The sequence below is a fragment of the Dethiosulfovibrio faecalis genome (genome assembly GCF_021568795.1).
In the GTDB taxonomy this organism is placed as follows: domain Bacteria; phylum Synergistota; class Synergistia; order Synergistales; family Dethiosulfovibrionaceae; genus Dethiosulfovibrio; species Dethiosulfovibrio faecalis.
Genome location: NZ_JAKGUE010000010.1, coordinates 35,309 through 61,974, shown reverse-complemented (window position 1 = coordinate 61,974; position 26,666 = coordinate 35,309). Strand labels below are relative to the sequence as shown.

The window sequence follows — 26,666 nt, the reverse complement described above, 5'->3', positions numbered from 1 at the left end:
ACAGGGAGAGATAAGACTACTAAGATGATAATGAAAATCATTTTTAGGAGGTGTCGATATGCCTGGTAGAGATGCCACTGGTCCTCTCGGAGGAGGTCCCGGAACCGGAAGGGGTCTGGGAGGTTGCGTCTCCGGAGTCGCAGGTCGCGGTGCGGGTTTTGGCCGAGGACGTGGTTTCGGGAGAGGCTTCGGGCGTTGTTTCGGTTTTATCGATCCCGGAGTCGTCGGGAACCAGGAGGGCGATATGTCTCGCAGAATCGCTCTTTTGGAGGAGAAGATAGACCGGCTAATCGAGGAAAAAGGCGAAGAGTAACCTGAATAGATCTGTGTCGCAAGAGGGGGCGACGGGCGGATTATCCGCTCGTCGCCCCCTTTTCAAATAGATGGAAAATAGGGTACAGTACTATAAAGGGGGGGGGATATATGGAACGTTTCGACGAGCTCAGAAGGTTCGTTATGCCGGAGGTGGTATTCGGTCCGGGGGCGGTGGATCTGGTCGGATCATGTGCCGCCAACCTCGGTTTGAACAGGGTCCTGTTGGTGACCGATCAGGGGGTACTGTCCACTGATTGGGTTCGAAGAGCCTGGGAATCCCTCGATAGGGAGGGCGTCGAGTGGCGGATTTTTTCCGACATAAACTCCAATCCGAGATCGACTCAGATCATGAAAGGCGTGGACTCATACATCGAAGGTGAGTGCGACGGTTTGGTCGCGGTAGGCGGTGGAAGTCCCATGGACAGCGCAAAGGGTATCGGGATAGTGGTGTCCAACGGCGGACATATCCTCGATTTTAAGGGGATAGACAAGGTAGCCGTGCCCATGCCTCCTCTGATCTGTATCCCAACCACCGGAGGCAGTTCCGCCGATGTCTCTCAGTTTGCGATAGTAAACGACGAGAACAGAGGGGTAAAGGTAGCGATAATAAGCAAGGCTATCGTTCCCGACATGGCTCTGGTGGACTATCACACCCTTTCAACCATGGACTGTTATCTCACTGCCTGTACCACCTTGGACGCATTGACTCATGCTTTCGAGGCTTATGTGTCGACCGGCAGTTCGGCTATATCCGATCTCTACGCTCTTTCCGCCGTCGAACTCATATCTCAGAATCTGTTCAAGGCGCTGGAGGAGGACTCGGATCGACGGGAGATAATGATGGCCAGTCTGGAAGCAGGTCTGGCCTTCTCCAACGCCAGCTTGGGAGCGGTTCACGCCATGGCTCACGCATTGGGCGGTTATCTGGACCTGCCCCACGGAGAGTGCAACGCCTTGTTGCTGTCCACCGTGGTGGACCGTAATTTCCACGGCGCTCCCTCCAGGTATAGAGAGTTGGCCCGGAGGATATCGATTCCGGTGGACGGTCTCTCCGACGACGAGGTCCGGGTTAGATTGGTTAGGGCCATTAACGACCTTAGGGAATCCTCCGGGATATCCGGTGGTCTAAGGGCCAGAGGCGTGACGGAGGATCAGATTCCCCTGTTGGCTTCATATGCCTTCGACGACCCCTGTATGGTGACCAACCCGGTCAGGCTAGAGAGAGAGGATCTGGAGGAACTGTATGTCAGAGCGCTTTGAGGGCCGAGGAGAAAACGGACGGGAGGACGCCGACCTTCGGTTGAAGATCGTGGGTTTGGGAGGCGTGTCCGGCAGAAAGAGCTATTATCCCGAGCTGCAGAGAAAGGTCAGAGAGCTGGAGAGGGAGATAGAGGAGCGTCGTCTCGCGGAGGACGAGCTGAGGCGACTTCGTGCTTATCTGGAGAACGTCATAGACTCTATGCCCTCGGTTTTGGTGGCGGTCGACCCCGACTTCAACGTGACCCAGTGGAACAGAGGGGCGGAAATACTGACCGGAGTGGAGGAGCCGAACGCTTTAGGCCGATCTCTGGTATCGGTCTTTCCCGAGTTGGAGACTCAATTGGACAGCATAAGGCAGTCCTTGTCGGACAGGGAGCCTAGATTTATGAAGAAGGTTTCGTCCTCTTCCGAGGGAGAGGGGCGTTTAGAGGACATAACGGTCTATCCCCTTATAGCCAACGGATTACAGGGTGCGGTTATTCGAATCGACGACGTCACGGAGCAGGTTCGTCTGGAAGAGATGATGATACAATCGGAGAAGATGCTTTCGGTCGGGGGGCTGGCAGCCGGTATGGCACACGAGATAAACAACCCTCTGGCCGGGATACTTCAGAGCGCCGCCGTCTTAAGAAACAGGTTGCTATCCTCCATGCCGGCGAACGAAAAAGCCGCTGCCGAATCGGGCATCGACATGGAGGGACTGCGGCGCTATCTGGACTCCAGAAAGATACCGGATATGTTGGATGCCATACAGGAATCCAGCGAAAGGGCCGCAGGGATAGTCAAGGAGATGCTCAGTTTCGCCAGAAAAGGGAAGGACCATCTTCCCTGCGATCTTCCGTCTCTGATGGATCGAACCCTGGAATTGGCTAAAAACGACTATGACCTGAAGAAAAAATTCGATTTCAGGGGGATCGAGATCTTTAAAGAATACGACGACGATCTTCCCGAGGTCAGATGCGAGCCCGGGCAGATTCAACAGGTTCTGCTGAACCTGATGAAAAACGCCTCTCAGGCGATGTGGGAGGCCCATGTGGAGAGACCGAAACTCTATCTCTCTGTCCTCGACAAAGGGGACTACGTAAGGCTCGTGGTTCAGGACAACGGGCCGGGCGTTTCCGACGAGGTTGCCAGAAGGGTGTTTGAGCCCTTTTTCACCACAAAAAAAGTCGGGGAGGGAACCGGCCTGGGGCTATCGGTGTCTTATTTCATAGTGGTTGAGAACCACGATGGAGCGATGTCCTTGGAGAGGCTCGACGGTGGAGGGTGTAGATTTATGGTGGATCTTCCTGCAGGAGGGGATGAGCGAGTTTGACTCGTGTTATGGTGGTGGACGACGATCTGAGCGTTTGCGCTACTTTAGTGGCTTTCTTGGAGGATTGCGGCTATGAGGTTTTCTCCTTCAACTCCGGGGAAGGTGCGTACGAATGGATTAGATCTAACCGGGTGGACGTGGCCGTGGTCGACCTTAGGCTTCCCGCCATGTCGGGGGATCGGCTGATTCTTCACATGAGGGAGCTTTACCCGGATCTTCCCTGCGTGATTTATACCGGTTCTCCCGATTTCGACCCCGGCTCCCGATATGTCGAGCTGGAGGATGTCCCGGTGTTCAGGAAACCTCTAGTCGACCTGACCGTATTGTTGGACGAGATACAGGCCCTTTCCCAGGAGGTGTCAAATCATGGCGTCGATCATGGTAGTGGACGATAATGTCTCCGTGAGGGAGAGTCTGGCTCTGTGCCTAGAGGATTTCGGTCACGTAGTGGTGAGACATTCCTCGGGGGAGGATGCTTTGGAAGCCTTGGAGACCGATGTCCCCGATCTTATGTTGCTCGACATAATGATGCCGGGGATCTCCGGATTGGACGTTTTGGAGCGAGTGGTTCCCCGTTTTCCCGACCTTCCTGTGATAATGGTCTCCGGCGATGGAGACGTGGCCGACGTGGCGAAGGCTATCCGACTGGGAACATGGGATTATCTGATGAAACCTGTAACGGACGTGGAGATGCTCCGTCACGCTGTGGATCAGGCTTTGGCCAAGGCCTCTCTTAAAAGGGAGAACCGCGAGTATCGCCTAAGGCTGGAGAAACTGGTCAACTCGCAGAACGACGAATTGCGCAGCATCTCCGATTCCCTTCGTCTTGAAAGACAGATGGACGGTCTGACCGGCTTGCCCAACAGGGTCCTTTTTCTGGACAGGCTCGATATGGCCGTGTCGATGACCCGTCATAATGGTACTATGCTGGGACTGTTTCTGTGCGATCTCGACGATTTCAGCTATATAAACGGTTCCTTGGGACACTCCGTAGGAAACGAGGTCCTCGTTGCCGTTGGGAACAGGCTGAAGGATTTCGAGAACGATGGAGGAACCGTTGCCAGAATAGGGGGCGATGAATTCGCCTTGATCCTCCCCGGTATAGTGGATCGTTCGGCGGTTTTCAAGACGGCGGAGGATCTGGGTAAGATTCTCTCCGAGCCGATTTCTATGGGAGGGCAGAGGGTCGATCTCTCCATGAGCTGCGGGGTCGTGATATTCCCGGACGACGGAGACGATGATGACGATCTCCTCACCAACGCAGGCGTCGCCCTTCAGGCCGCCAAGATCTCCGGCAAGGGGTCGTTCCGTCTTTTCTCCCAGTCTCTATCCCAGGAGGCTCAGAGCTATTTCCATGTAGGGGCTCACATCAGAGAGGCCATCGATCTGGACGAGTTCGAGGTCTATTATCAGCCTACCGTGAACGCCAGGACAGGGGATATCAACGGAATGGAGGCCCTTCTTCGTTGGCGATCCAGTCGACTTGGAAGGTTCGTCATGCCAGACGAGTTTATCCCTGTGGCGGAGCAGCTGGGGATAATCATTCCCCTTGGAGAGTGGGTTTTACGAAGAGCCTGTTCTCAGTCCTTGAATTGGCTGGAGCTATTTCCAAAACTGCGCCTGTCGGTCAACCTGTCTGCTCGCCAATTCAGTGACCCCGCACTTGTCAGCAAGGTGGAGCAGATCCTTCAGGAGACCGGTTTCCCCTGTGGCTCGTTGGATATGGAGCTTACAGAAAACGTGTTCGTCAAGTCAGAGGATCGGGCGGTGGAGGTCATGAATAATCTGGTCAGAAGGGGGATCGGCATATCCATAGACGACTTCGGTACAGGCTATTCCTCTATGGCCTACCTGAAGAGTTTTCCCGTCCGCCGTCTGAAGATCGACAGGTCTTTCGTCTCCGGTATCCCCGATGACAAGGGAGATCTGGCTATAGCCGAGGCTGTGGTTACCCTGGCCCACTCTCTGGGCAAGGAGGTGGTAGCCGAGGGGGTCGAGACGGCAGAGCAGATGAGGATCCTCGGGGCTATCGGATGCGATGTTTTACAGGGATATCTTTTCAGCCCTCCGATTCCCCATGATCGATTCGATATCCTGCTTTCGGGCGGGCCTATTAGATCGTAAGGGCCTCTCAAATCGATAAAGTAGGGCAATAGACGATAAATTCGACAGGAGTCTTTTTTGCGATGTGGAAATTTCCACTTGCAAAAAGGCTCCTTTCTTTTGTAGAATTACCAAATCTTTCTTTTTATCCTGGCACGAGGAGTGATAGCTATGTTGATACTTATTTCCGACGCGTTCGATCCATCCCTTCCCGATCGTCTGTCTCGTTTTGGCGAGGTCACCGACGATACAGGCAGGCTTCCCGAGGCAGATGTCGTCTTGGTTAGGAGCAAGACCAAATGTACCAGGGACTATATCGAGAAGGCCTCCAACCTAAAGCTGATAATAAGGGGTGGGGTCGGCACCGACAACATAGACAAGGAGTTCGCCGCCTCCAAAGGCATCTCGGTGAGAAACACTCCCAAGGCATCGTCCGTCGCTGTGGCGGAACTGGCCTTCGCCATGATGCTGGCGGTTCCCAACCGTCTCGTCGAGGCCCACGAATCCATGTCTTCCGGCGCCTGGGAGAAGAAGAAGCTCAAGAGAACCGAACTTTACGGCAAGAAGCTCACCCTTTTCGGTTTGGGCAACATAGCCATGGAGGTAGGCAAAAGAGCTGCTGCCTTTGGCATGGAGGTCTTCGCTTACTATCCCTTCGATTCTTCCAAAAAAGTACTATCTGGCCTGGATGTCAAGATCCTATCGGATGTCAAGGAGGCGGTTTCGAAAGGGGACTACATATCCCTCCATCTGCCTTTGACCGACGATACCAGAGGTTTGATAAACTCGGATGTCATCGAAGCCATGAAGGACGGTGCGATTTTGGTGAACACCGGACGGGGCCTGTGCGTGGACGCTGCCGCCGTCGCTGCCGCCCTTGAGAGCGGCAAGCTGGGAGCCTACTGCACCGACGTGTGGCCCAGCGATCCTCCCGCCGAGGACTATCCCTTATTGAAGGCGCCCAGGGTTCTCATGGCCCCCCACATAGGAGCCAGCACCTCGGAAAACCTTCTTCGCATCGGCGATGAGGTTGAGAGCATAATCCAGGAGAACCTGGAGAAAGGAGTCCTGTAATATGACCAGAAAACTGAACTTCTACGCCGGACCGTCGGTACTTCCTCTGGAGGTGTTCGAGGAGATACAGAAGAACATGGTGGAGTACGGCGACTCGGGCCTCTCTCTCATAGAGACCAGCCACAGAAGCACCACCTACGACGAGGTCCACATGGGAGCCATCTCGCTTATAAGGGAGCTTTTCGAAGTTCCGGAGAACTACAAGGTTCTTCTTCTGGGAGGCGGGGCTACACTTCAGTTCGGGATGATACCGATGAACTTCCTTCCTAAAGATGGCCATTGCGATTTCGTCGTATCCGGTTCATGGTCGAAAAAGGCCTACGACGACGCCAAGAAGATCGGTTCGGTAAACGTCCTCTTTGACGGCAAATCCGAGGGATATGTCTCTTTGCCCGATGCCGGAGATATCAAGCCGTCGGACGGATCGTCCTATGTCTACATCACCTCCAACGAGACGATAGGAGGGGTCCAGTGGAAGGATTGGCCCGATACGGGAGACGTTCCCCTGTTTTGCGATATGTCCAGCGATATAATGAGCCATCCCGTTCCGGTGGAGAAGTTCGGTCTGATATACGCCGGAGCCCAGAAGAACCTCGGCCCCGCCGGTGTTACCGTCGTGATTGTAAGAGATGACCTGCTGGAGCGTTGCGCCGACGGCCTTCCTGTCTATTTGGATTACAGGATCCACGCCGGCAAGGACTCCCTTTATAACACCCCGCCGGTCTTTTCCATCTGGGCTATGAAGCTGGTCCTGGAAAGGATGAAGCGCATGGGCGGCATAGAGGCCATGGCCAAGCACAATCGAGACAAGGCTGCCCTCGTGTACGACGTAATAGACGGCAGCGACGGATTTTACCGTTGCCCTGTGGACCAGAGATACCGCTCCGAGATGAACGTCGTGTTCCGTCTTTCCTCGGAGGATCTGGAGAAGGCATTTGTCGCCGAGGCCACGTCGAAGGGTATGATGGGGCTCAAGGGACACAGAAGCGTCGGAGGCTGCAGGGCCTCGCTTTACAACTCCATGACCGTCGAGGGCGCCGGGGAACTGGCCGAGTTCATGAAGGCCTTCATGAAGGAGAAGAGGTAAGTTACTATGGCCGATGCCAGAGACAGACTGTCTGCCCTGGGCGTCGCCGTTCCGAAGGTATATCTTCCCGGCGACGGCGTATCCCTCGAGACCTGGTCCGTGGTGGCCTGCGACCAGTTCACCTCCGAGCCGGACTATTGGAGACAGACGGAGAAACTGGTAGGTGACTCTCCCTCGGCTCTCAGGATGATTCTGCCGGAGGCCTATCTCGAGGAGGGAAGGATCGAGGACCGAATCTCCGCCATAAACGATACTATGAAGGGCTATCTGGACAGAGGAGTTCTGGCCAAAGCGGGCGAGAGCTTCATCCTGGTCGATCGATCCACTCCCTATGTCTCGTCCCGAAAGGGCCTGATCATGGCGGTCGATCTGGAGAACTACAGCTTCGACAAAGGAGCGGAGGCCATGATTCGCCCGACCGAGGGCACCGTCTTGGAGAGGATCCCTCCCAGAATGGACATCAGGAGAGGTGCTGTCATGGACATGCCTCACATCCTTCTGTTGGTGGACGACCCGAAGGGGACGTTGATAGAAACCCTGTATAGTCGTCGGGACGACATGGAGAAGGTTTACGATTTTGAGCTGATCCAAAACGGCGGGCACATCTCCGGCTGGAGGGTGCCTAGCGAGATGGAAAACTCAATAGCCGAGGCGTTGGAAGGACTCGTATCGAAGGGATTGCTTTTCGCCGTCGGAGACGGAAACCACTCTCTGGCTGCTGCAAAAGGCATCTGGGAGGAAAACAAGGCCGCTGGAGCCCCTATGGACCACCCGTCCCGTTGGGCTCTCGTGGAGGTGGAGAACGTCCACGACGAAGGGCTGCCGTTTCATCCGATCCACAGAGTCCTCTTCGGCCTGAACCCGGAGCGCTTCGTGGAGGAGATGGCTAAAGCCTTGGACGGAAGATTTCAGGCTGGTGCTCCTTTTACCGGAAGAGATGGAGACGATCACAGGATAGGGATCTCCTACGGAACGACCGAGGGAAATCTCTCTTTCGTCAAGGCTGGCCCGGAGTTGACGGTGGAGCACGTCCAGGCTTTTTTGGACGACTATCTTGAAGGTCGTGATGACGTCGCTCTAGACTACATTCACGGTGAGGACGTGGTGTCCCAGCTTTCAAAAGTGGATGGCAACCTCGGGATACTGTTGCCCGACGTGGACAAGAAGAGCTTCTTCGACAGAATTCGCAACGTTGGACCCTATCCCAGAAAAACGTTTTCCATAGGGGAAGCCCCGGAAAAAAGGTATTACCTGGAGACCAGGAGACTTACCCTGGATTGACTTGAGAAGAGGCGCCCCGTTGTCCTGACGGGACGCCTCTTTTTGACCTCTCACCGTCTCGATGGTACAATAAACAGAGTTTACTTATCATCTCTATAATCAATTCCCTTTTCCCTTAATGTTTTTCAATCGGTATTTACGAAGGTCGTCTAGGCGGCCATAGCCCCAAAGGAGGTATGCAATGCCATATCGTAATCGTTACGTGATAGGTTTTCTAGTGGCCCTTATGTGTTTCATGTCCCTTCCCGCCATGGCGGCAAAGGCCCCCACCATCAAGATGGGGGATTTCAGCTGGGACAGCGTTCAGCTTCATAACAGGATCGTTGGTTTCGTCCTGGAACACGCTCTTGGTGTGAAGGTCGAGTACGAGTTCGCCGAGACCATGCCTATTCTGATGGGCATGTCCAGAGGCGACATCGACGCTACCACCGAGATCTGGTCCGACAACATAAAGGAATCTTGGGAGAAGTTGTTGAACGAAGGCAAGGTTCTCGACCTCGGGACCACCTATCCCGACGCCGTTCAGGGATGGTATGTGCCTACCTATGTCGTCGAAGGGGATCCCGAGAGAGGGATAGAGCCGATGGCCCCTGAACTTAAGACCGTCGAGGACCTGAAGAAATACAAGGATCTTTTTGCTCCTAAGGCTGGAGGAGAAAAGGGCAAGGGACGTTTCTACAACGGTCCGACCGGATGGGTTACCTATACGGTGAACACGGTCAAGCTGGAGGCCTATGGACTTGACGAATACTACGAGAACTTCAGTGCCGGTTCCTCCGCCGCTCTGGCTACCGCCATATTCTCGGCCTACGAGAAGGGCGAGCCGGTTTTCGCCTACTACTGGGAGCCCACTCCTCTCATGGGGATGTTGGATATGACCATGTTGGAGGAGCCTGCCTACGAGCATGTAAAATGGGACGAGAAGACCTACGATTGTGCTTTCCCCCCCTCTAAGGTACACATAGGGGTCAGCACAGCTTTGATCGAGAAATGCCCTCAGGCAGTCACTATACTTGCCAATTACGAGTCTACTCTAGGTCAGACAAACGCGGCTTTGGCCTATGTGGAGGAAAACGACACCTCCATAGAAAAAGGGGCTATCTGGTTCTTGAAAAACTACCCCGATCAGTGGAAGAACTGGTTCCCCATCGCCAACGATTCCAGGATAGAAAAAGTGGAGGCGGCCTTGAAAAAGGAGAAACTCTAGATATATACTGAGGGATGGGGAAATATAAAGGGGACAGGCGTTTTCGTCTGTCCTCTTTCGTTGGTTGTGTCGTAACGATAGACGAAAAGCGTAGGAGCTAGGCGCTATTTTAAGGACCTTGGGGGGCTCTTTATGGTCAGGTACGGATTCGACTCGGAGAAATATCTCAGGCGGCAGACGGACGCGATCCTACGTCGAATGGAGGAGTTCGACAACAAGCTTTACATAGAGTTCGGGGGGAAACTCATGTTCGACTATCACGCCGCCAGGGTTCTGCCCGGTTTTGAACCGAACGTGAAGATGAAGCTCCTTGAGAGGTTCAGAGATAAGCTCGAGGTCGTGATATGTATATACGCCGGGGATATCGAGAGAAAGAAGATGAGGGCCGATTTCGGCATCACCTACGACATGGACGTTCTCAAGATAATAGACGACCTCACCGAGAGGGATATATCGATAGGCGCCGTCGTGATAACCCGTTTCGACGATCAGCCTGCGGCAGTCATGTTCAGAAATAAGCTTGAACACAGAGGGGTCAAGGTGTACGTCCATAGGTCCACAAAGGGATATCCTACCGACGTGGATACCATAGTGAGCCCCGAGGGGTACGGGGCCAACCCCTATATCGAGACGGAGAAGCCGGTTGTGGTGGTCACCGCTCCCGGGCCGGGAAGCGGAAAGCTGGCTACCTGCCTTTCCCAGTTGTATCACGAGCACGGAAGGGGTGTCAGGGCTGGTTACGCCAAGTTCGAGACCTTTCCCGTCTGGAATATGCCTTTGAAGCATCCCGTCAACGTGGCCTACGAGGCCGCTACTGCCGACATTGGAGACGTGAACCTGATCGATCATTTTCATCTGGAGGAATACGACGAGAGGACGGTAAACTACAACAGAGATCTCGACGCCTTCCCCCTTCTCAGGCATATACTGGAGAAGATAACCGGAGAACGCTCCCGCTATCGTTCTCCTACCGACATGGGGGTCAACCAGATTTTCTTCGGCATAGACGACGACGATGCGGTTCGAGCGGCGGCGACCCAGGAGGTAATACGCCGATATTTTCATTACTCCTGCGACTACCAGTCCGGGGCCGTTGAAAAGGCGGCAGTGCAGAAGGTCTCCATCCTGATGGAGGAACTAGGGGTGAAGCCGGAGGATCGTTCGGTGGTGGTCCCCGCCAGGAATGCAGCTCGGGACGCAAAGGCCAAGGGGAAGGGAGCCGACGGGGTGTTTTCCGGTGCGGCCATGGAGCTCTCGGACGGCACGATCGTGACTGGAAAGAACTCCCATCTGTTTCACGCCGCGTCCAGCCTAGTGATAAACGCGGTGAAGATACTGGCCGGCATTCCCGACGGGATCGACCTTCTCTCTATAAACGTCATAGGTTCTCTGGGGCACCTCAAGAAGGATATTCTGGGTGACAAGATGTTGGGGCTGGATCTGGAGGAGACGATGATCGCCCTCAGCATCTGTGCGGCCACCAATCCTGTCGCGGCCGAGGCGGTGGAGAAACTCAGGGAATTGGAGAATTGCGAGGTTCACCTCTCCCATATTCCCTTGCCAGGAGACGAGGTCGCTTTCCGTAAATTGGGGGTGAACCTCACCAGCGATCCCTGTTTTGCCTCTCGCTGTCTTTTCGATAGATAAACGAGGCGTGGTTCCGAGGAACCACGCCTCGTTTATCTGTTACATTTGGATAACCGTGGCTCCCCAGGAGTAGCCTACTCCGAAACCGCAGACGAGGACGGTGTCGCCTTTTTTCAACCTCCCTGAATCCTGCGCTCTTTTCAAGGCTAGGGGTATCGACGAGCTGACGGTATTTCCCGTCTCCTCCATGTCCACGACGAACCGTTCCTCCGGTATCTCCATTATCTCTCGCAGTTTCTCCAACATCATCTGGGTCGCCTGATGGAAGACGAATAAGTCGATTTTTTCCATGGTGAGCCCGTTGTCCGAGAGACACCTCTCTATCACCGGTGGAACCTCCCTGACAGCGAAGGCGAAAACCTCCGGTCCGTTCATGTACAGGTTTTCCTTGGTCCTGGAGTTTCCGTATCGGTTCGTGTGCAGCTCTTTGGTCTCTTCGCAACAGGGAGAGACCGTTCCTCCGGCTGGAATTATAAGGTTGCCGTGTCCTGCTCCGTCGGTTCCGAGGACGAAGCTGCCTATTGTTCCGGGAACTTTTTCCGGTTCGGAGGACACCAGGGTGGCAGTAAAGCCGTCTCCGAAGATCGTCCTGGTGCTCTTGTCTCCGGGATGGACATATCTGGTAAGGACGTCTCCGGTGATAAGGAGCACCTTTTCGGCCATACCCGATTTGACCATGGACGAGGCCATGTAGAGTCCGTAGACGTAGCCGGAGCATCCCAGGTTGTAATCCAGGGCGCCGCAGTCCTTCCTTAGACCCAGCTTATCGTGGACGATGCAGGCGGTGGAGGGCATTATGTAATCCGGCGTCTCGGTGCAGAGAAGGAGCATGTCCACCGATTCCCTAGGTATGCCCGATTCCTGGAAAAGCCTCTCCGCGGCGGCGGCCCCGAGGACCGACGCCGTCTCGTCTTCTCCGGCTATGGGCCTTTCGTCTATGCCGGTCTTGCTCTTTATCTTGTGTTCCGTCCAGGTACCGAATTCCTCCACCAGATCCCGGTTCGTCAGCCTTCTTTCCGGCAAATGGTAACTTACATGAGCTATCGCGGCTTCTCTTCTCTCCACGATGATTCCTCCTTTTTTACTCTTGTCTCTAACCTCTTGGCCTGCAGGGAGTTATCATTATACGATAAAAAGCGCCTATTCATAGTACCTGGTCTGAAATGCTTCGATAAAAAACCGGAGCCTTAGGCTCCGGTCCGGTTATCTCAGAAATTGAGCTCCATTTTACTGTAACCCTCGGGTATAGTAAACAGTTTTTCGTCCTGAGGTCCTTCCTTTATATCGACGTATTCCATTGTGATCGTCCCCATAGGCGTCTCCGACACGGCCTTGACGGCGGTCTTGAGTTTGGGTGAGAACCATATGGTGGAAGGTCCGAAATCCTCCTCCTGGGGAGTATGTCTGTATACGTCGCATCTATACTTTCCGACGGTCTCCGATGGAAGCCTCTCTATCTTTCCGTCCTCGTCGGACATGGTCTGTCCTACCTCCATTTTCAGATCCTCTGGGGAGTTGAGAATCGATTGGCTCTCCTCGCTTTCCTCGTCCTCTCCCATCTCGATGTAGATTTTCTCTGCCGGTACTATGGAGTAGGTCTTGCCTGTTTCCTCGTCGAAAAGGATCACCGCCTCCGGTTGTTCGTGCCGGTGCCATTTCCCCTTGACGAAGATCTTGGCTTTGAAGGTCCCTTCCGAACTCTTCGTGACCATGGTGGCCGAGTACTCCGCCGCCTGGGCGGAAGTCGCTATCAGAACGAATATCAGCAGGGTTATGGATATGATCATTTTTCTCAACTGGGTTACCTCCTTTGTCTTGTCCTCGATGAGGTTCGGATGGATGTTATCTCGATTCTGTCTTTTTCGACAGGGCCTTCGGTCCTAATGTCTCTAGTCCGGCGTCGAGAACGGTCTGGAGGACCTTTATCCTGGCGTGTAATTTCGAGTTGGCCTCGACGATAGTCCAGGGGGCGTAGGTGGTGCTGGTGCGCCACAGCATCTCCTCTACTGCTTTCTCGTATTGATCCCATTTTTCCCTATTTCTCCAGTCCTCTTCCGTTATCTTCCACTGTTTGTCCTCGTCCTCTTCTCTCGCCTGGAAACGATTCAGCTGTTCCTCTTTGTCTATCTGAAGCCAGAATTTCACGATCACCGCTCCGAAATCGTGCCATTGTTTCTCCATCTCGTTTATCTCGCTGTAGGCCCTCTTCCAGTCTATAGGGGAGCAGAACCCCTCGATCCTCTCCACCAGGACCCTGCCGTACCAGGTTCTATCGAATATGGCCACGTGACCGGCTTTGGGAAAAGCCTCCCAAAACCGCCATAGATAGTGGTGTTTTTTCTCCAGGTCGTTGGGAGCGCCTACCGGTATTACCTGATAGCCTCTGGGGTCCATCTTCTGGGTGAGTCTCTTTATGCAGCCCCCTTTTCCCGCTGCGTCCCATCCCTCGAACGCCACTATCATAGGTCGTCTTTCCCGATATAGGGCGTATTCCATCTCTCTTACCCTCTCTTGAAGGGACGAGAGTTTTTTAGAGTATTCCTTTTTAGAGATGTCCAGAGAGAGGTCGACCTTAGATAGAACCGTCGGGGTGTCGATTTTCTCCTCCAGGTCGCTGGCCTCGGTCCGCTCTGGGTGAACGGGGACGGGGTTCTCCCTGTTCAGGTGCTCCTCTAGCGCCCGGGCTACGGTGGACAGGACCTTAGCCGTAGCGAATCGTCTGTCATGTGCCTCCACTATCGTCCATGGAGCGTAGGCTCGGTCACTCTCTCTTATGATGGTCTCCATCACAGGCATGATCTGGTCGTAGTCTTTGTAGGCGTTGAGACCCTCTTTGTCCCGGACCTCCTGGGCCAGATCGTTTTTCTTCAGCCGTTTAAGCCTTTTCTTCTGTTCGGATCTGTCTATATGGAGAAACAGCTTTATCAGCAGGGTTCCGCCGTTTACGATCTGGCTTTCGAAGGATCTTATCTCCTCCATTTTCTCTGCTATAAGTTCCGATCTGTCCTTTTCGTTCAACCGCCACGAGTCCATCGCCTCTCTGTACCACGAGCGGTTGTAGATGGCCATCCTCCCTCCCGGAGGCTGCATCTTCCAGAAGTGGTACATAGGGGGGTAGAATCTATCGGATACTATCGTGTCCGTGACGTTATATACAGAAAAGCCTCTAGGGTCCAGGGGCAATATGAGTTCGTTCATGAGTGCCCCTTTGCCGGATCCCTCCCATCCCTCGAAAACCACCATTACCGGGATATCGGCATCTCTCTGTCTTCTCTGGAGCTCTCCCAGCCTCTTGGTGAGGTCGTCTTTCGTGTCTGAGAAATCCTCTTTATTCAGCTTTCTGGAAAGATCCATTTTGTCCAACATAATACAGGGCACCTCCTTCGTTTTTACCTCTCTGTAACTCTGAGATTATCGATGTGGCTGTAGACTGTTTTAAGGTCCCAGCTCTTGACACAGAGAGCTCGATCGCCTAGTTCTATTTATAGCGATATTTTCATTATAGCTTTTTTTATCGTCCTTTTGACGAGAGAGGGAGGGTACACATGTCCGATTCGAAAAATCTGCCCGATTTACACAATTCCGGTCTATACATCAACAGAGAGCTCAACTGGATAGATTTCGATGAGAAGGTCCTGGTAGAGGCCATGGACAGAGATAACCCTCTTCTGGAAAGGGTCAAGTTTCTGTCCATCTTTCACAACAATATGGACGAGTTTTTCATGGTCCGAGTGTCCGGATTGGTGCAGCAATACAGAGAAGGGGTCAAGGAGCTCTCGGTGGATGGGATGTCCCCGGCTGATCAGCTGATGGCGATACGTTCCAGGCTATCCTATCTGTTGGATCGGGCGGACAGCTGTTGGGATAATCTGAAGGCCGAGCTGCTGGAAAAGGGAATTCCGATAAAAAATTACGCCGAGATCTCCGAGGACGTCAAAGAAGGTCTGAGAAGGTACTTCATAAAGGAGATCTTCCCGGTTATAACCCCTATGGCCATAGATCCCGGAAGGCCCTTTCCCAAGATCTCCAATTTGAGTCTTAATTTTCTTGTTATGCTTCAGGACCCCGGCGAGGCAATTCACTTTGCCAGGGTAAAGGTCCCTGATAGTTTTAAGCCATTCGTCGCGGTTCTTACCGGCAGCGAGTTCTCCGTCTACCGTAAGTTGGGGCTCACGTTCAGGAGCGGCGGAGAGTCCCTCTGGATAGAGGAGCTGGTAAAAGCCCACATAGACACGCTTTTCCCCGGATACCGTGTTTTGGAGGCCCATCTGTTCCGTATCACCAGAAACGCCGATATAGAGATCGCCGAGGACGATGCAGGCGATCTCATGGAGGCCGTGGTGGAAGGGGTCGAACGACGTCATTTCGCCAACGTAGTGAGGCTCGAGATCTCTTCCGATATGCCAAAGGAGATGCGCCATTTCCTGATGGGACGGCTCCATCTCGAGAAGTGGCAGATATTCCGATGTAAGAGACAGATGGGGATGTCCCGTATAATGCAGTTGGCCGGATTGGATAGGCCTGACTTGAAGGACGAGCCCTTTCGCCCTAGGCTTCCCTATCCTCTATCGGGAGTGGAGCCGTTACTTCCTCAGATAAAGAAAAGGGACTTGGTATTCTATCACCCCTACGATAGCTTCTCCCCCGTCCTGGATTTCATAAGGCGTGCCGCTTCGGACCCGAACGTGTTGGCGATAAAGCAGACCCTCTATCGGACCGGATCCAACTCCCCTATCGTGGCGGCTCTGATGGAGGCCCGTCGTAACGGTAAACAGGTGACGGTCGTTGTGGAGCTAAAGGCCCGGTTCGACGAGGAGCAGAACATAGTGTGGGCTAAAGCGCTTGAGGACGCCGGTGTACACGTCGTCTACGGTCTGCTGGGTTTTAAGATTCACGCCAAGCTATGTCTGGTCATAAGAAGGGAACAGAACAGGCTTCGTCGTTACGTCCATATAGGTACGGGCAACTACAATCCTGGGACCGCCAAGGTATACGCCGATCTGGGCTTTTTTACCTCTCGTTCTGCCATATGCGCCGATGTCACGGAGCTTTTCAACGCCATGACCGGCTTCTCCCACCAGCAGGATTACAGGAAGATCCTGGTCTCCCCTATGACGACCAGAAAGGGGATCATCAGCAGGATATACAGGGAGATAGAGAGACAGAAGAGCGACGGAGACGGGTATATCGCCTTTAAGATGAATCAACTGGTAGATCCTAAGAGCATCAGGGCCCTTTACAACGCCTCCATCGCAGGGGTCAAGGTGGATCTCCAGGTGAGGGGGATATGCTGTCTTAGGCCCGGGTTGCCCGGTATCAGCGAGAACATCAGGGTTACATCCCTGGTGGGGCGGTTTCTCGAACACGCTAGGATGTTCTATTTCCGAAACGGAGGGGACGACGAGCTTTTTATGGGAAGTGCCGATGTAATGCCCAGAAATCTGGACAGAAGGGTTGAGGTTCTTACGCCCATAGAGGATCCGAATCTCCGTCGATCTCTTGTGGACGATCTATTGATGAGACATCTGGAGGACACGGCCAACGCCTGGGAGCTCCTTCCCGACGGAAGTTACGTCAAGGTTTCCTGTTCGGACGGGGGATATGCCTTCGATTCTCAGAGGTGGATGATGGATCATCGAGAGGGTTGGAATCCCGTTTTGGAGGATGAGTGACGTGAAAGAGCGTGAGAGACACGACTCGTACTGCGGCAGAATCCTGCTGACCCACATGGAGGTTTTGAGGAAAAGCTCGGGAAAGCTTATATCAGGAGATGCCGATGTAGAGTGGCTCCATAAGGCCAGGGTGGCTACCAGAAGGATTCGATCGGTATTGGAGCTAATGGACGGTCTGTTCTCCGAATCGGATATCAAGGGATGGAGAAGGAGAATCAGGGATCTCGGCAGAGGCTTGGGAGAGGCCAGGGACCTGGACGTGAGGATGGAGTTTCTATCCGACCAGGGGAAATGCGGCTATGATGGAACAGTAGGGGGCGATAGGCTTTCTCTCAGACTGAGGCAGAGGAGAGAGGCCTTGAATCCTTTTTTACTGGGTATAGCCGAAAGTTCCCTTCGGTGGAGCCTCTGGAATGATGTGAGCGAACGCCTGAGGCCTTTGATGGGTAAAAGCTACCTGGACGACGGCAGCGAAGACGATTTCCCCAGGGAGTGGATAGACTCGGCTCTGGAGGACAGGACGTTGAGGGTCGTCGGTCACGATGCCTTCGTGCGGAGCGGATACAATCGAGATTCCTGGCATCGCCTGAGAAAAGACGGCAAAAGACTTCGCTACACCATGGAGATATACGATCCTGCCACAGGGGGAGGCTTCAAAAAGTCCATCTCTATCCTGAAGGAGATGCAGGATAGACTTGGGCTTATCCACGATCTGGATCTCTGGATCGAGTGGCTGCCGGTCTTTTTGGAGGAGGAAAAGGAGAGGACCAGGGTTTATTTCGGCCACGTCAGGGGATTTCGCAAGATCGAATCGGACGTGAACGCCTTTCGGAATTCGTTGATAGACCGTTTTTCCTCCGAGAAGGTCGTTTTTATGGAATGGTGGCAAGGACTTTCGGAAGACCGGTTTTGGAACGTTTTGGTAGGAGACGAAATCTAAGGAGGAGGTGGTTCGATGGGGCCGGGAGAGGGAAGCGACAGGAGAGCCGCTTTTATAGATCTAGGGACAAACTCCGCCAGGGTCTTGGTCGTCTCTTTGCGTAACGACGGAGTCTTTCACGTGCTGTCGGACCAGAAAGAATCGGTCCGTCTCGGCGAGGGCGAGTTCAAGACGAATATGTTGACCTCAGATGCTATGGACAGAGCGATCCTGGTGTTGAGCCGTTTCACTCAGTTGGCCCGGAGCCTGGGAGTCTCGGACGTTATGGCCGTAGCCACCTCGGCCACGAGGGACGCGGAAAACGCCGATGTCTTTATCAACAGGGTTAAAAAAGAAGCTGGTCTCGATCTGAAAATTATATCAGGGCTGGAGGAGGCCAGACTTATACATCTGGGAGTGGCCAGAGGCTACCATCTGGGTAATGACGAAGCTCTCTTCATAGATATCGGTGGAGGAAGCACCGAGCTTATCCTGGGGGGGCAGAATGATTTTTCCTTTCTGGATTCCCTAAAGGCCGGAACTATAAGGCTTTACAACGATTTTTTCCCCTCTGACTATGTTGGCCCTGTCTCGAGAGAGCTCTACAGGGACATGAAGCGCTACGTAAGGGGGCGGGGAGTCCGTTCTCTCAAACACATAAGATCGTCTCAGTTCAAGAGAGTCTTCGCGTCGTCCGGAACGGCCAGACATTTACAGGAAATCGCCTCCGGGCTTTTTCCCGACTTGATAGACGTTCCCGTGGACGGTCCTGTGCTGTCCCTGGACGCGTTGAGAAAGGTTTCTCGAGTTTTATGTCCTATGTCCGCCGACGAGAGGGAAAAGGTAAAGGGAGTGTCCAGCCGAAGAAAGGACATAATAATAACCGGTGCGGCCATCATGGAAACCGTTATGGAGGAGCTTAGCCTAGACAGGGTTACCGTGACCGACAGGAGCCTTAGAAACGGCATGCTCGAGGATTATCTAGTGAAACACGGTCTGATCGAGGGACTTTCCATCAGGGAGGAGAGTGTACTCCGATTGGGGCGCTCGTGTGGGTTTGACGAACGACACGGAAGGCATATTTCCAAACTAGCCTTGGATCTGTTCGACAGTTCCGGGAAATTGGGGCTCCACGATTTAGGGATCGGTGCCAGGGAACTCCTGTATTATGCCTCCTTGCTGCACGATATAGGCATGTTCCTTTCCTTCAGCGATCACCATCACCACGGCGCATATATCGTTAGAAACGCGCAGTTGCTGGGTTTTACCGACATGGAGCTTCAGATTATGTCGTCTTTGGTCAACTACCACAGAGGAAAGAGGCCCAAAAAAAGCGACCCAATGATCTCCGGTCTCGATGGCTGGGGAATCGCGGTAGTAAGAAAATGCGGCGTTTTTTTGAGGATGGCCGAGAGCATGGACAGAAGCCATCGGTCTATCATCGAAGGGGCCATATTTGAGAACGAGGGCAAGAGGATTCGTCTATCCTTGAGTCTGAGAGAACCGGAGGAGTGGGAACTGGAGAGATGGGCCGTCGAGAGGGATATGACGGATTTCAAGAAAATTTTCGGGAGAACTTTTTCCCTTCTAGCGGTATAATGTACCTATCTTCTGATGGAGATGGGGGAATGATTTTGAACAATAGACGACTTTTTGTAGGTTCTCTAGAGCTTGATGGACGTATCGATCGTGGCTACGTATTGGCCAATGGAGACAGGATAGAGGCGGTAGGATGGGGAGAGTTGACCGTTTCCGGGTCGGTGCCAGTAAGGGTCTTTCAGTCCGATGCCGTGATTCGGCAGGGACAGTTCAACGCTCACTCTCATCCGGAACAGTCCATATATGTCGATATGGTCGATCCCACCTGGGATCTGGGAACCTGGTGTCGTAACACCATCTACCGTTACAGTCCCTTTCTCACGCCCAGGCAGGTTCGACTGGCATGCCGAAGGGCTTTTTCCAGAATGGCCCTTTATGGTACGTCTACGGTCATGGCCTCCTTTTACCTGCATAACGGCAGGGGAAACCTGTACGATAGAGAAGTCATAGCGGCGGCAAGGGACGTCGGGATCAGGCTTATCTTCGGCAGGATGACCTACGATGTTATTTCCAAGGGTGCCTATGAGGGAAAGAGAAGGTCCCAAGAGGGGTATTACGAGACCGTTGAGGACGGAGAGAGATCTCTCAGGGAGCTTATGGAGCTTGAGGGATCCGATGTCGTGGTCGCACCGGCAATTCACAGCATGCACGGTTCCACCGAGGACGCTATCGTGACCGCCCTTCGTATCGGCTACGAGTTGGATCGTCCCGTTCAGTTTCACCTATCGGAGGACAAGGGAGATGTCGACATATCTCTAAATAATTACGGATGTCGTCCTGTTGAGTTCCTGGATTCTCTGGTGAGTTCCGGCAAGGTCCCTGGTCTGGATAAAATGATTGTGTCCGATTGTTGTTGGGTGGACGAAACGGAGAGGGCCTTGATGGCCGATAGAGGGCTTTCCGCAGTATTGAATCCCAGGATGAACGATAGAGTGGGAGTCGGTTTTCCCGACCTTCCAGGCCTGGTCGATTCCTCTATTCCCCTGTTTCTCGGAACCGATGGAGAGGCCAGCAACGACGATCTGTCGTTGGAGAAAGAGAGATCCTTCCTTAGGAATCGATACGATGGGGTTGTCTCACGTCCCGTGATCGATGAGATCGGGAAGGGGGCCTTTGCCTTCGGAGATAGAAAGATCGGACCTCTCAGGCCGGGCCGTCTATGCGATTTCAGGGTGGACGATAGAGACGGAAATACGGTTCATCTTTTCGTAGGAGCCTCCCAGGTAGTGAGAGATGGTCGACTTGTAAAACTCGATTTGAAGTCCGACGTGGAGGCTCCTCTGATCGAGGAGATAGAGAAGATGAGAGAGACGGTGGAAATTTAGCCGTTTCTACCCTATAATACCCCTTGCGATGTGTTTTTTGCCCCGTGGTGCAAAGGCAGCACAACGGATTTTGGTTCCGTCGATCCTGGTTCGAATCCAGGCGGGGCAGCCAATGCCTAATTTCATCAAGAATCATAGAACGCCATAGAGACTCAAAAGCCCGCTAAACAGCGGGCTTTTTTGCTATACTTACGTCAGGGAAAATCATAGGGAACCGTACAAGCGCAGAACCAAACCGTGCAATCTAACGTACAACGTTGCCGATAATACGGTTTCACCGTACAACCCCTGATAGGAGGCGGGCTCATGGCGTTAACCGATGCGGCCATACGAAAAGCCAAGGTAAAGGAAAAACCGTACATGATCAAAGACGAGAGAGGGCTCTACATCGAGATAAGGCCCTCTGGGCGCAGATTCTGGCGATTGCGATGCTGGGAGGACGGCAAGGAGAAAAAGAAATCCCTGGGCGAATACCCAGCCGTGAGCCTTGCACAAGCCAGGCAGCTTAGGGACGATATAAAGTCTTCCGGTCCTCTTGCCGGTGGTACGGTCACCTTCAAGGACCTTGCCGAGGAATGGCTGGAGAAAAGAAAAAAGCCCACCTGCGTTCCCAAATACATCAGGGATCTCTCGTACCGGATGGATACTTTTCTGTTTCCCTATATCGGCGGCAACGATGTACGGTCCATCTCTGCTCCGGCGTTGCTTACCGTACTACGGAAGATCGAGGCAGAAGGGCTGCACGAAACGGCGCACAGGGTCCACCAGCTTGTCGGGCAGGTGATGCGCTACGGTGTGGCCACCGGTCGGTGCGATCGAGATATCTCAGCCGACCTCCGAGGAGCCTTGATGCCACCACAGGTAACTCACAGGGCGGCCATAATAGACCCGCAGGGAATAAGAGGACTTGTCAGGGCGGTTGGGGATCTCTCGTCCGTTGTGGTGCGCCATGCACTCCTTGTCGGTATATATACCTTCGTTCGTCCGGGAGAGCTTAGAAAGATGGAGTGGTCCGAGATCGACGGAGATCTGTGGCGGATTCCTGCGGAAAAGATGAAGATGCGTCGCTCCCATCTCGTACCGTTGTCATTACAGGCGGTAGATTCGCTGGAGAGGGTCCGTCTTTTCTCCGGAGGGGGTAAGTATGTCTTTCCGTCCATACGCACGTCTGAGCGTCCTATGAGCGACGGAACCGTAAACGCCGCTCTTAGACGCATGGGATACGAAAAAAAAGAAGTTACCGGCCACGGTTTCAGGGCCATGGCCAGCACCATCCTAAACGAAAACGGATGGCCGCCGGACGTGATCGAAAGGCAGCTGGCCCACGTGGAGAAGAATACGGTGCGTGCGGCCTACAACCACGCCGAATACCTGGACAAGCGCAGGGAGATGATGCAGTGGTGGGCGGATTGGTTGGATGGGGTGAGATTCTAGGGGGTTGCGTAAACGGGGAAGCTATGTATAATATAAGCAAATAAGCCCCATGTTGGTTCTTCTTGACCAGCATGGCCTCCCGTAGCCGAGGCTACGGGATTTTTTTTAGGAGGGCGTGTTTGATGCGTAGAGTGATTACTTTTGTCGACGGATTCAATTTGTATCACTCAATAAATACCCTTGTAGCAAGAAATGGGTCCTCCTCTTGCTACAAATGGCTTAACCTAACTAATCTTTCTACTCAGTTCTTGAATAAGACCGAAGATTTAAAAGAAGTCCACTATTTTTCAGCTTATGCAAAATGGGATCAAGGGAAGATGGACCGTCACAAGGTATATATTAATCTTCTGAAGGCAACTGGAGTTAAGGTTATATTGGGATCTTTTTTAAAAAAAACCAAGAGGAGTAGGGTTCCTTGTCAAGCTACCTGTTCTCAAGGTAAAAAAAATGGACTTTGCAACAAGAGTTTTGTCACTTATGAAGAAAAATTAACTGATGTCAATATAGCGATTGATATGCTCAAGGCCTGTATAAACGACGAGTGTGATTCTGTCTTTTTGATCAGCGGAGATAACGATTTTGTGCCAGCGCTGCAAGCCATAAAGACATTGAAACCTGCCGTGGAAATATCAGTTCTTTTTCCTCCCGGGGCACGAGCCAAACATTTAGAAAAGGTTTGTGTTGGAAATAAGTTCAGGCATATGCGAATAAAAGAACAACATTTAAAAAAAGCTCTTTTCCCAAAGGTCTTTTCTGTAGCAGGGTCCACTTTTTCTTGTCCATCCTCATGGGTATGAATAAATTAGTAAATAATTTAAGGGCCGGAGCTGGATGCTCTGGCCCTTTGTGCTATCTTGCTAACCGCCGGATGGCGTTGACTATTGTTTCGGTGTTCCAACCGACCATTTCATCGGCGTTTTGGGTGATGGCGCTCGGAATACGCTCTTGTCCCCGGGGTTTTATGCCGAGTATTGGTTTCCACATACGTTGGGCCTCGTCTATTTCGTACTGTATCCACTCGCTGTAACTGGCCCACATCCCCGCTATGACGATTACTACGCTGGCGTGACTTATTTGCTCTGTCAGCGCATTTTTTAGATCGGATTTATTACAGGGGTGTTCTGGGTCTATAACTGGCTTCCACTGTGGGACCGAATAGTCGATTGTCCTTAGATATTTGGCTTCGTTCAGCATGTTAGACAGCTTTTCGTAGCGCTCAGAATATCTCCAAGCATGACTGATGAAGATGTTATAATTGCGCAAACTTGGCATTGCTGTAGCTCCTTTCGTTTTTTAAGATCGAATCGAATAGAGGTGTTTGAAATGCAGGAAATGCGTTGGTTCGAAAAACTACCGGTACGAATAAGGGCTTATCAAACCGACAAAGAGATGGTCATAGACACCCTAGAAGGACCACTTCACGCCTCCATTGGGGACTGGATTATCACCGGCTTACGAGGGGAGCAGTACCCCTGTAAACCAGATGTTTTTGTCAGGTCTTATCGAGAAGTCAACGGCCCATCGTAGGGCTCTTCCCCTCTTTTTTTGATTGTCCGCATAGGTTGTTCCAGTTGATATTCTCGTGAGAGATGATCTCTTCCGTCCTGTGCACCAACAGGGGGAAGGGGTCATCTTCGTCTTTATACGGTCCTGTCTTCGTTTGATAAAAGTAAAGCTCATGCTTTAATACCTCGCTGGTACTCCTGTACTCTATCCAGTTTTCGTGGTAGTTCTGGAGCCCGTGAAGTCCGCCTATCCCGACGAGACATGCTCCGAGAATAGCTATGATGAGCTTTAGACACAGCGGCCCATCCATGAACGAGACTATCACAGGGATAGTTGCGGCCATGGCAAGCTCGCATTTTTTCAGTCTTACGTACCACTTTTTGTTCCACTCGCTTTTGGAGCCATACCAGTTTATTTGATCTTTCAAGCGTTCGTGGATGTATTCCTTTTGAGTCAATCTAGGGACCTCTTCTCTAATGATAGTACGAGATAAAACCCTTGGATTTGCGTGTTCTTTTTTAGGCGTCTTTTTTCCCATGAGTATTTCCCTCTTCCCCTGGTTATTGCACTCGCAGGTATATGTTTTTTTCGTTTTTTTCTTTAAAATCATCAGACCATCTTATCGTGATTTTTTGTTTTAGTGTTGATCCTAAAAAAACACATACTGGCATGCGAACCTGTCCATCAGGTTCGAGGCTCTCTACTGGGAAGGCATCATTGATTTCCTTTTGGGTTAGGAGACTTCCCTTTTCTTTTATATCGTCGACGGTTATTTCTCTTGCAGTAGCTTTCCCGTCATTCCAAATCAGGGCCTTGTAATTTTTTGAACCCGATTGTGAATATTCTGATATTATTTCCCCGCGTATATTTGCTTTTTGAGATGACGCTAGGATTCTAAGTTCCTTTTCGTTATTTAGTTTATATGACCGATAGGAAAAATATAAGGATATTCCTGACATGACCAAAGCAACGGTTGAAATAATATTGCTTGTCTGCATTGCGTACGAGCCCCTTTATGTAAAATCAAAAGTTTATACTACTCCCCCCCGCTCCCCCAGTCACCGGTGCGCACGGCGGAAGCCTTCAGTTCCTTTATCCTTATTTCGGCGGATGGCACTTGGAGCATGGCGTATATCCCTTGGCCTTCGCTTCCTTCAGCGTGATCGGTATCTTGCTCTTCTTTAGGTATGAACATCCATCCGCATGGTACTTCTTTCCCGTCTTGGTGATATAGACAATCGTGTCTCCCGAAGCTCCCGAATCATTAGGCGAGTCCGAGGCTATTACCTTCTTCTGCTTGACTACCTGAGGGGCCGCTATGCCACCCGATACGGCATGGGGGCCGTCGCCGTCCAACGACAGGACGACTATATCGTGGTCGGGATACTGAGATCTTCTGGTGGATCTGGAGGCTATGGAGCTCTCCACCTCGTAGAGCTTCCAGGAGCCCGTCTTTTGGATGCCCATATAGCCGATATAGTCCAGGTTGCTTTTTCGGTTATCGTAGCTGTAATGGCCGCTGTGGAGCCCGACGAGAGGAAAGGCAGTTCCGGTGGGGGAGTCGGTGTTATAGTCCCCAAGGACGAACACGGGGCCCTTCAGCGACGAGACCAGCTTGTTTATCCCTTCGATCTGGGTTCGTCTCTTGGTGTCGTTGTATCTCTGGGCTGTGGCCTTGTCGTCCTTCCCTCTGGTACTCTGGCTCTTCAGGTGGACGTTCACCAGGGTAAAGCGGGTGTTGTCCCAGGTATCCAGGAACGTGGCCACCAGGTTCGGTCGGTCGTTCAGCTTGTAACTCTTGCCTTCGAAGCGGAAGGATGCGTTGGCACCGTAAACATGCGGACCGTCCAGGAGTTTGATCACCTTCTTGTTCCAAAGGAAGTAGAGATCCTGCCTGCCTCCCGTATCATTTCCGGCGTAAGCCCATCCCGGCATGAACTTGGTGACGAAGTACCTCATGGTGGTGTTGCCCTCGATCTCCTGAAGAGCGAGGACGTCGGCACCGGATCCCCGGATTGTCTTCGCCAGAGCGGCGCAGTCGGTGGGGGAATAGGCCTTCTTCCCGGAGACGTTGAAGTACTCTATGTTGAAAGTGCCGATAGAGAGAGCGAAGGAGGGGGTGGCGAGAAGGAGGATAGATGCTAGGATGGCGAATAGGGTTGAATGGAGTTTAGTCATAGGCGGGCCTAAGTTCATTCAATGCCTGACGATAGGCCCTAGCTTCTACAATAAAGTAACCCGAAGAAGGGTGGCACCTTTGAAAGATTTTTTTCTCTGTAACTTCACTAGCTCTTGTTGTTATGTCTTCTTTTAGTTTGCCTAAATTAGTGCAAGCATTTACGATATATGTAGGTCTGTTGTCGGGGATGGTACCATATACGCCTTTTAGTCTTTCTTTAAAATTCTCCATTCCCTCATTTCCCCATGTTTTATTAAAAATATCAAGTTTTATTTTTTTGTTCTCTTGGTTTTGTGTTAGTCCTAGTGAGCATTGGTATTGGATAGCATTGAGTAGGTATATGTAGCATTTTTTCTTGCCATCCATTTGTATTGCCATGCTATCTATGAAGTGATCTTGTATGTTACGGCCTGTTTTCCCATTGGCTGGCTTGGGTGTCTTAAGTGTCTTAAGCTTTTTATTTTTTTTATCGTAAGTTTTAAACTCTCTCCTGTGTGGCGACTCGAGGATTAGGATGAAGCACGGATCATCGGATTCCTGGCTTGGTCTATCATTGGGTGTAAGCTCGTAGCCCTCATTTTTCTCCTCTACAGAAATCCACTGATCTTCGCATTTGCAGTTACAGAACCATTTCTTGTCTTTCTTTTTAGAGTAGCTGTCGAGTATCCCTTCCACGGTTTCTTCGTATCCCATTGCCTACCTCTCCTCCGATCTACTTTCTGTCTCATCCAAGCTGACACTTT

General features: G+C 52.3%; 24 protein-coding genes and 1 tRNA gene. 17 read left to right on the top strand and 8 right to left on the bottom strand.

Translation table 11 applies throughout. The features are described from left to right. Window positions 1-58 precede the first annotated feature (58 nt). The 10 genes from L2W58_RS08370 (at window position 59) to L2W58_RS08325 (ending at window position 11,289) form a co-directional block, all read left to right on the top strand. Window positions 59-313, top strand: a complete 255-nt coding sequence (locus L2W58_RS08370) for a DUF5320 family protein (protein ID WP_236102898.1) — start codon at window positions 59-61, stop codon at window positions 311-313. Window positions 314-423: 110 nt separating this feature from the next. Beyond that, window positions 424-1,575, top strand: a complete 1,152-nt coding sequence (gene ercA / locus L2W58_RS08365; RefSeq protein WP_236102897.1) for an alcohol dehydrogenase-like regulatory protein ErcA — start codon at window positions 424-426, stop codon at window positions 1,573-1,575. After that, window positions 1,559-2,890, top strand: coding sequence for a two-component system sensor histidine kinase NtrB (locus tag L2W58_RS08360; RefSeq protein ID WP_236102896.1), 1,332 nt, complete (start codon window positions 1,559-1,561; stop codon window positions 2,888-2,890). Before ercA ends, L2W58_RS08360 begins: the two co-directional genes overlap by 17 nt. Next, a complete protein-coding gene (locus L2W58_RS08355) occupies window positions 2,887-3,285 on the top strand; it encodes a response regulator (RefSeq protein WP_236102895.1) in 399 nt (132 codons plus the stop codon). The genes L2W58_RS08360 and L2W58_RS08355 overlap by 4 nt, the downstream gene beginning before the upstream one ends. Beyond that, the gene (locus L2W58_RS08350) at window positions 3,257-5,014 is read left to right on the top strand and encodes a putative bifunctional diguanylate cyclase/phosphodiesterase (protein WP_236102894.1); all 1,758 of its coding nucleotides are present in this window, start codon (window positions 3,257-3,259) and stop codon (window positions 5,012-5,014) included. The genes L2W58_RS08355 and L2W58_RS08350 overlap by 29 nt, the downstream gene beginning before the upstream one ends. Before the next feature lie 150 nt (window positions 5,015-5,164). Beyond that, window positions 5,165-6,067 carry an NAD(P)-dependent oxidoreductase gene (locus tag L2W58_RS08345; RefSeq protein WP_236102893.1) on the top strand — a complete coding sequence of 301 codons (903 nt, stop codon included), beginning with the start codon at window positions 5,165-5,167 and terminating at the stop codon, window positions 6,065-6,067. Window position 6,068: 1 nt separating this feature from the next. Continuing rightward, window positions 6,069-7,154, top strand: a complete 1,086-nt coding sequence (serC, locus tag L2W58_RS08340) for a phosphoserine transaminase (RefSeq protein ID WP_236102892.1) — start codon at window positions 6,069-6,071, stop codon at window positions 7,152-7,154. Window positions 7,155-7,160: 6 nt separating this feature from the next. After that, window positions 7,161-8,435, top strand: a complete 1,275-nt coding sequence (locus L2W58_RS08335) for a DUF1015 domain-containing protein (protein ID WP_236102891.1) — start codon at window positions 7,161-7,163, stop codon at window positions 8,433-8,435. Window positions 8,436-8,616: 181 nt separating this feature from the next. Beyond that, window positions 8,617-9,642 (top strand): ABC transporter substrate-binding protein, encoded by a 1,026-nt coding sequence (locus L2W58_RS08330; protein ID WP_236102890.1) that lies wholly within the window; start codon window positions 8,617-8,619, stop codon window positions 9,640-9,642. A gap of 132 nt (window positions 9,643-9,774) precedes the next feature. Next, window positions 9,775-11,289 (top strand): DUF1846 domain-containing protein, encoded by a 1,515-nt coding sequence (locus tag L2W58_RS08325; RefSeq protein WP_236102889.1) that lies wholly within the window; start codon window positions 9,775-9,777, stop codon window positions 11,287-11,289. Between the two features lie 39 nt (window positions 11,290-11,328). On the opposite strand, the gene L2W58_RS08320 is transcribed toward L2W58_RS08325, so the two are convergent. The 3 genes from L2W58_RS08320 to pap form a co-directional block, all read right to left on the bottom strand. After that, window positions 11,329-12,354 (bottom strand): ketoacyl-ACP synthase III, encoded by a 1,026-nt coding sequence (locus tag L2W58_RS08320; RefSeq protein WP_236102888.1) that lies wholly within the window; start codon window positions 12,352-12,354, stop codon window positions 11,329-11,331. Between the two features lie 143 nt (window positions 12,355-12,497). Continuing rightward, window positions 12,498-13,085, bottom strand: coding sequence for a DUF4412 domain-containing protein (locus tag L2W58_RS08315; protein ID WP_236102887.1), 588 nt, complete (start codon window positions 13,083-13,085; stop codon window positions 12,498-12,500). A 46-nt stretch (window positions 13,086-13,131) separates the two neighbouring features. Then, window positions 13,132-14,655: a polyphosphate:AMP phosphotransferase gene (gene pap / locus L2W58_RS08310; protein WP_236102886.1), complete on the bottom strand. Its 1,524-nt coding sequence runs from the start codon at window positions 14,653-14,655 to the stop codon at window positions 13,132-13,134. A 179-nt stretch (window positions 14,656-14,834) separates the two neighbouring features. On the opposite strand from pap, the gene ppk1 reads away from it, so the two are divergent. From ppk1 to L2W58_RS08275, 7 genes are all read left to right on the top strand, one after another. Then, window positions 14,835-16,961: a polyphosphate kinase 1 gene (gene ppk1, locus L2W58_RS08305; RefSeq protein WP_236102885.1), complete on the top strand. Its 2,127-nt coding sequence runs from the start codon at window positions 14,835-14,837 to the stop codon at window positions 16,959-16,961. Continuing rightward, entirely contained in the window at window positions 16,954-17,901 is a 948-nt protein-coding gene (locus L2W58_RS08300) for a CHAD domain-containing protein (protein WP_236102884.1), read from the top strand. The genes ppk1 and L2W58_RS08300 overlap by 8 nt, the downstream gene beginning before the upstream one ends. Window positions 17,902-17,916: 15 nt before the next feature. Continuing rightward, window positions 17,917-19,479: a Ppx/GppA phosphatase family protein gene (locus L2W58_RS08295; protein WP_236102883.1), complete on the top strand. Its 1,563-nt coding sequence runs from the start codon at window positions 17,917-17,919 to the stop codon at window positions 19,477-19,479. 29 nt (window positions 19,480-19,508) lie between these two features. Next, the gene (locus tag L2W58_RS08290; RefSeq protein ID WP_236102882.1) at window positions 19,509-20,804 is read left to right on the top strand and encodes an amidohydrolase family protein; all 1,296 of its coding nucleotides are present in this window, start codon (window positions 19,509-19,511) and stop codon (window positions 20,802-20,804) included. Window positions 20,805-20,842: 38 nt separating this feature from the next. Then, window positions 20,843-20,916, top strand: a tRNA-Gln gene (locus tag L2W58_RS08285). 194 nt (window positions 20,917-21,110) lie between these two features. Then, complete coding sequence (locus L2W58_RS08280) at window positions 21,111-22,238, top strand: tyrosine-type recombinase/integrase (protein ID WP_236102881.1); 1,128 nt, start codon at window positions 21,111-21,113, stop codon at window positions 22,236-22,238. A gap of 122 nt (window positions 22,239-22,360) precedes the next feature. Then, a complete protein-coding gene (locus L2W58_RS08275) occupies window positions 22,361-23,035 on the top strand; it encodes an NYN domain-containing protein (protein WP_236102880.1) in 675 nt (224 codons plus the stop codon). A 52-nt stretch (window positions 23,036-23,087) separates the two neighbouring features. Here L2W58_RS08275 and L2W58_RS08270 read toward each other — a convergent pair whose 3' ends face one another. The 5 genes from L2W58_RS08270 to L2W58_RS08250 form a co-directional block, all read right to left on the bottom strand. Next, a complete protein-coding gene (locus L2W58_RS08270; RefSeq protein WP_236102879.1) occupies window positions 23,088-23,510 on the bottom strand; it encodes a TIR domain-containing protein in 423 nt (140 codons plus the stop codon). 238 nt (window positions 23,511-23,748) lie between these two features. Then, window positions 23,749-24,282, bottom strand: a complete 534-nt coding sequence (locus L2W58_RS08265; protein ID WP_236102878.1) for a DUF4231 domain-containing protein — start codon at window positions 24,280-24,282, stop codon at window positions 23,749-23,751. 22 nt (window positions 24,283-24,304) lie between these two features. Further along, window positions 24,305-24,742 carry a hypothetical protein gene (locus tag L2W58_RS08260; protein ID WP_236102877.1) on the bottom strand — a complete coding sequence of 146 codons (438 nt, stop codon included), beginning with the start codon at window positions 24,740-24,742 and terminating at the stop codon, window positions 24,305-24,307. A 100-nt stretch (window positions 24,743-24,842) separates the two neighbouring features. Then, on the bottom strand, window positions 24,843-25,922 hold the full coding sequence (locus tag L2W58_RS08255; RefSeq protein ID WP_236102876.1) for an endonuclease/exonuclease/phosphatase family protein: 1,080 nt from the start codon (window positions 25,920-25,922) through the stop codon (window positions 24,843-24,845). Continuing rightward, window positions 25,915-26,616, bottom strand: a complete 702-nt coding sequence (locus L2W58_RS08250) for a hypothetical protein (RefSeq protein ID WP_236102875.1) — start codon at window positions 26,614-26,616, stop codon at window positions 25,915-25,917. Before L2W58_RS08250 ends, L2W58_RS08255 begins: the two co-directional genes overlap by 8 nt. Between the last annotated feature and the right edge of the window lie 50 nt (window positions 26,617-26,666).

Excerpts from the sequence above, each read along its gene's own strand:
- L2W58_RS08275 (WP_236102880.1), top strand. The coding sequence starts at position 22,361 with ATGCGTAGAGTGATTACTTTTGTCGACGGATTCAATTTGTATCACTCA.
- L2W58_RS08330 (WP_236102890.1), top strand. The coding sequence starts at position 8,617 with ATGCCATATCGTAATCGTTACGTGATAGGTTTTCTAGTGGCCCTTATG.
- L2W58_RS08325 (WP_236102889.1), top strand. The coding sequence starts at position 9,775 with ATGGTCAGGTACGGATTCGACTCGGAGAAATATCTCAGGCGGCAGACG.
- L2W58_RS08335 (WP_236102891.1), top strand. The coding sequence starts at position 7,161 with ATGGCCGATGCCAGAGACAGACTGTCTGCCCTGGGCGTCGCCGTTCCG.
- L2W58_RS08250 (WP_236102875.1), bottom strand. The coding sequence starts at position 26,616 with ATGGGATACGAAGAAACCGTGGAAGGGATACTCGACAGCTACTCTAAA.
- L2W58_RS08370 (WP_236102898.1), top strand. The coding sequence starts at position 59 with ATGCCTGGTAGAGATGCCACTGGTCCTCTCGGAGGAGGTCCCGGAACC.
- L2W58_RS08265 (WP_236102878.1), bottom strand. The coding sequence starts at position 24,282 with ATGGGAAAAAAGACGCCTAAAAAAGAACACGCAAATCCAAGGGTTTTA.
- L2W58_RS08345 (WP_236102893.1), top strand. The coding sequence starts at position 5,165 with ATGTTGATACTTATTTCCGACGCGTTCGATCCATCCCTTCCCGATCGT.
- L2W58_RS08270 (WP_236102879.1), bottom strand. The coding sequence starts at position 23,510 with ATGCCAAGTTTGCGCAATTATAACATCTTCATCAGTCATGCTTGGAGA.
- L2W58_RS08260 (WP_236102877.1), bottom strand. The coding sequence starts at position 24,742 with ATGCAGACAAGCAATATTATTTCAACCGTTGCTTTGGTCATGTCAGGA.
- L2W58_RS08300 (WP_236102884.1), top strand. The coding sequence starts at position 16,954 with ATGAGTGACGTGAAAGAGCGTGAGAGACACGACTCGTACTGCGGCAGA.
- pap (WP_236102886.1), bottom strand. The coding sequence starts at position 14,655 with ATGTTGGACAAAATGGATCTTTCCAGAAAGCTGAATAAAGAGGATTTC.
- L2W58_RS08290 (WP_236102882.1), top strand. The coding sequence starts at position 19,509 with ATGATTTTGAACAATAGACGACTTTTTGTAGGTTCTCTAGAGCTTGAT.
- serC (WP_236102892.1), top strand. The coding sequence starts at position 6,069 with ATGACCAGAAAACTGAACTTCTACGCCGGACCGTCGGTACTTCCTCTG.
- ercA (WP_236102897.1), top strand. The coding sequence starts at position 424 with ATGGAACGTTTCGACGAGCTCAGAAGGTTCGTTATGCCGGAGGTGGTA.
- L2W58_RS08255 (WP_236102876.1), bottom strand. The coding sequence starts at position 25,922 with ATGACTAAACTCCATTCAACCCTATTCGCCATCCTAGCATCTATCCTC.
- ppk1 (WP_236102885.1), top strand. The coding sequence starts at position 14,835 with ATGTCCGATTCGAAAAATCTGCCCGATTTACACAATTCCGGTCTATAC.
- L2W58_RS08350 (WP_236102894.1), top strand. The coding sequence starts at position 3,257 with ATGGCGTCGATCATGGTAGTGGACGATAATGTCTCCGTGAGGGAGAGT.
- L2W58_RS08280 (WP_236102881.1), top strand. The coding sequence starts at position 21,111 with ATGGCGTTAACCGATGCGGCCATACGAAAAGCCAAGGTAAAGGAAAAA.
- L2W58_RS08295 (WP_236102883.1), top strand. The coding sequence starts at position 17,917 with ATGGGGCCGGGAGAGGGAAGCGACAGGAGAGCCGCTTTTATAGATCTA.
- L2W58_RS08360 (WP_236102896.1), top strand. The coding sequence starts at position 1,559 with ATGTCAGAGCGCTTTGAGGGCCGAGGAGAAAACGGACGGGAGGACGCC.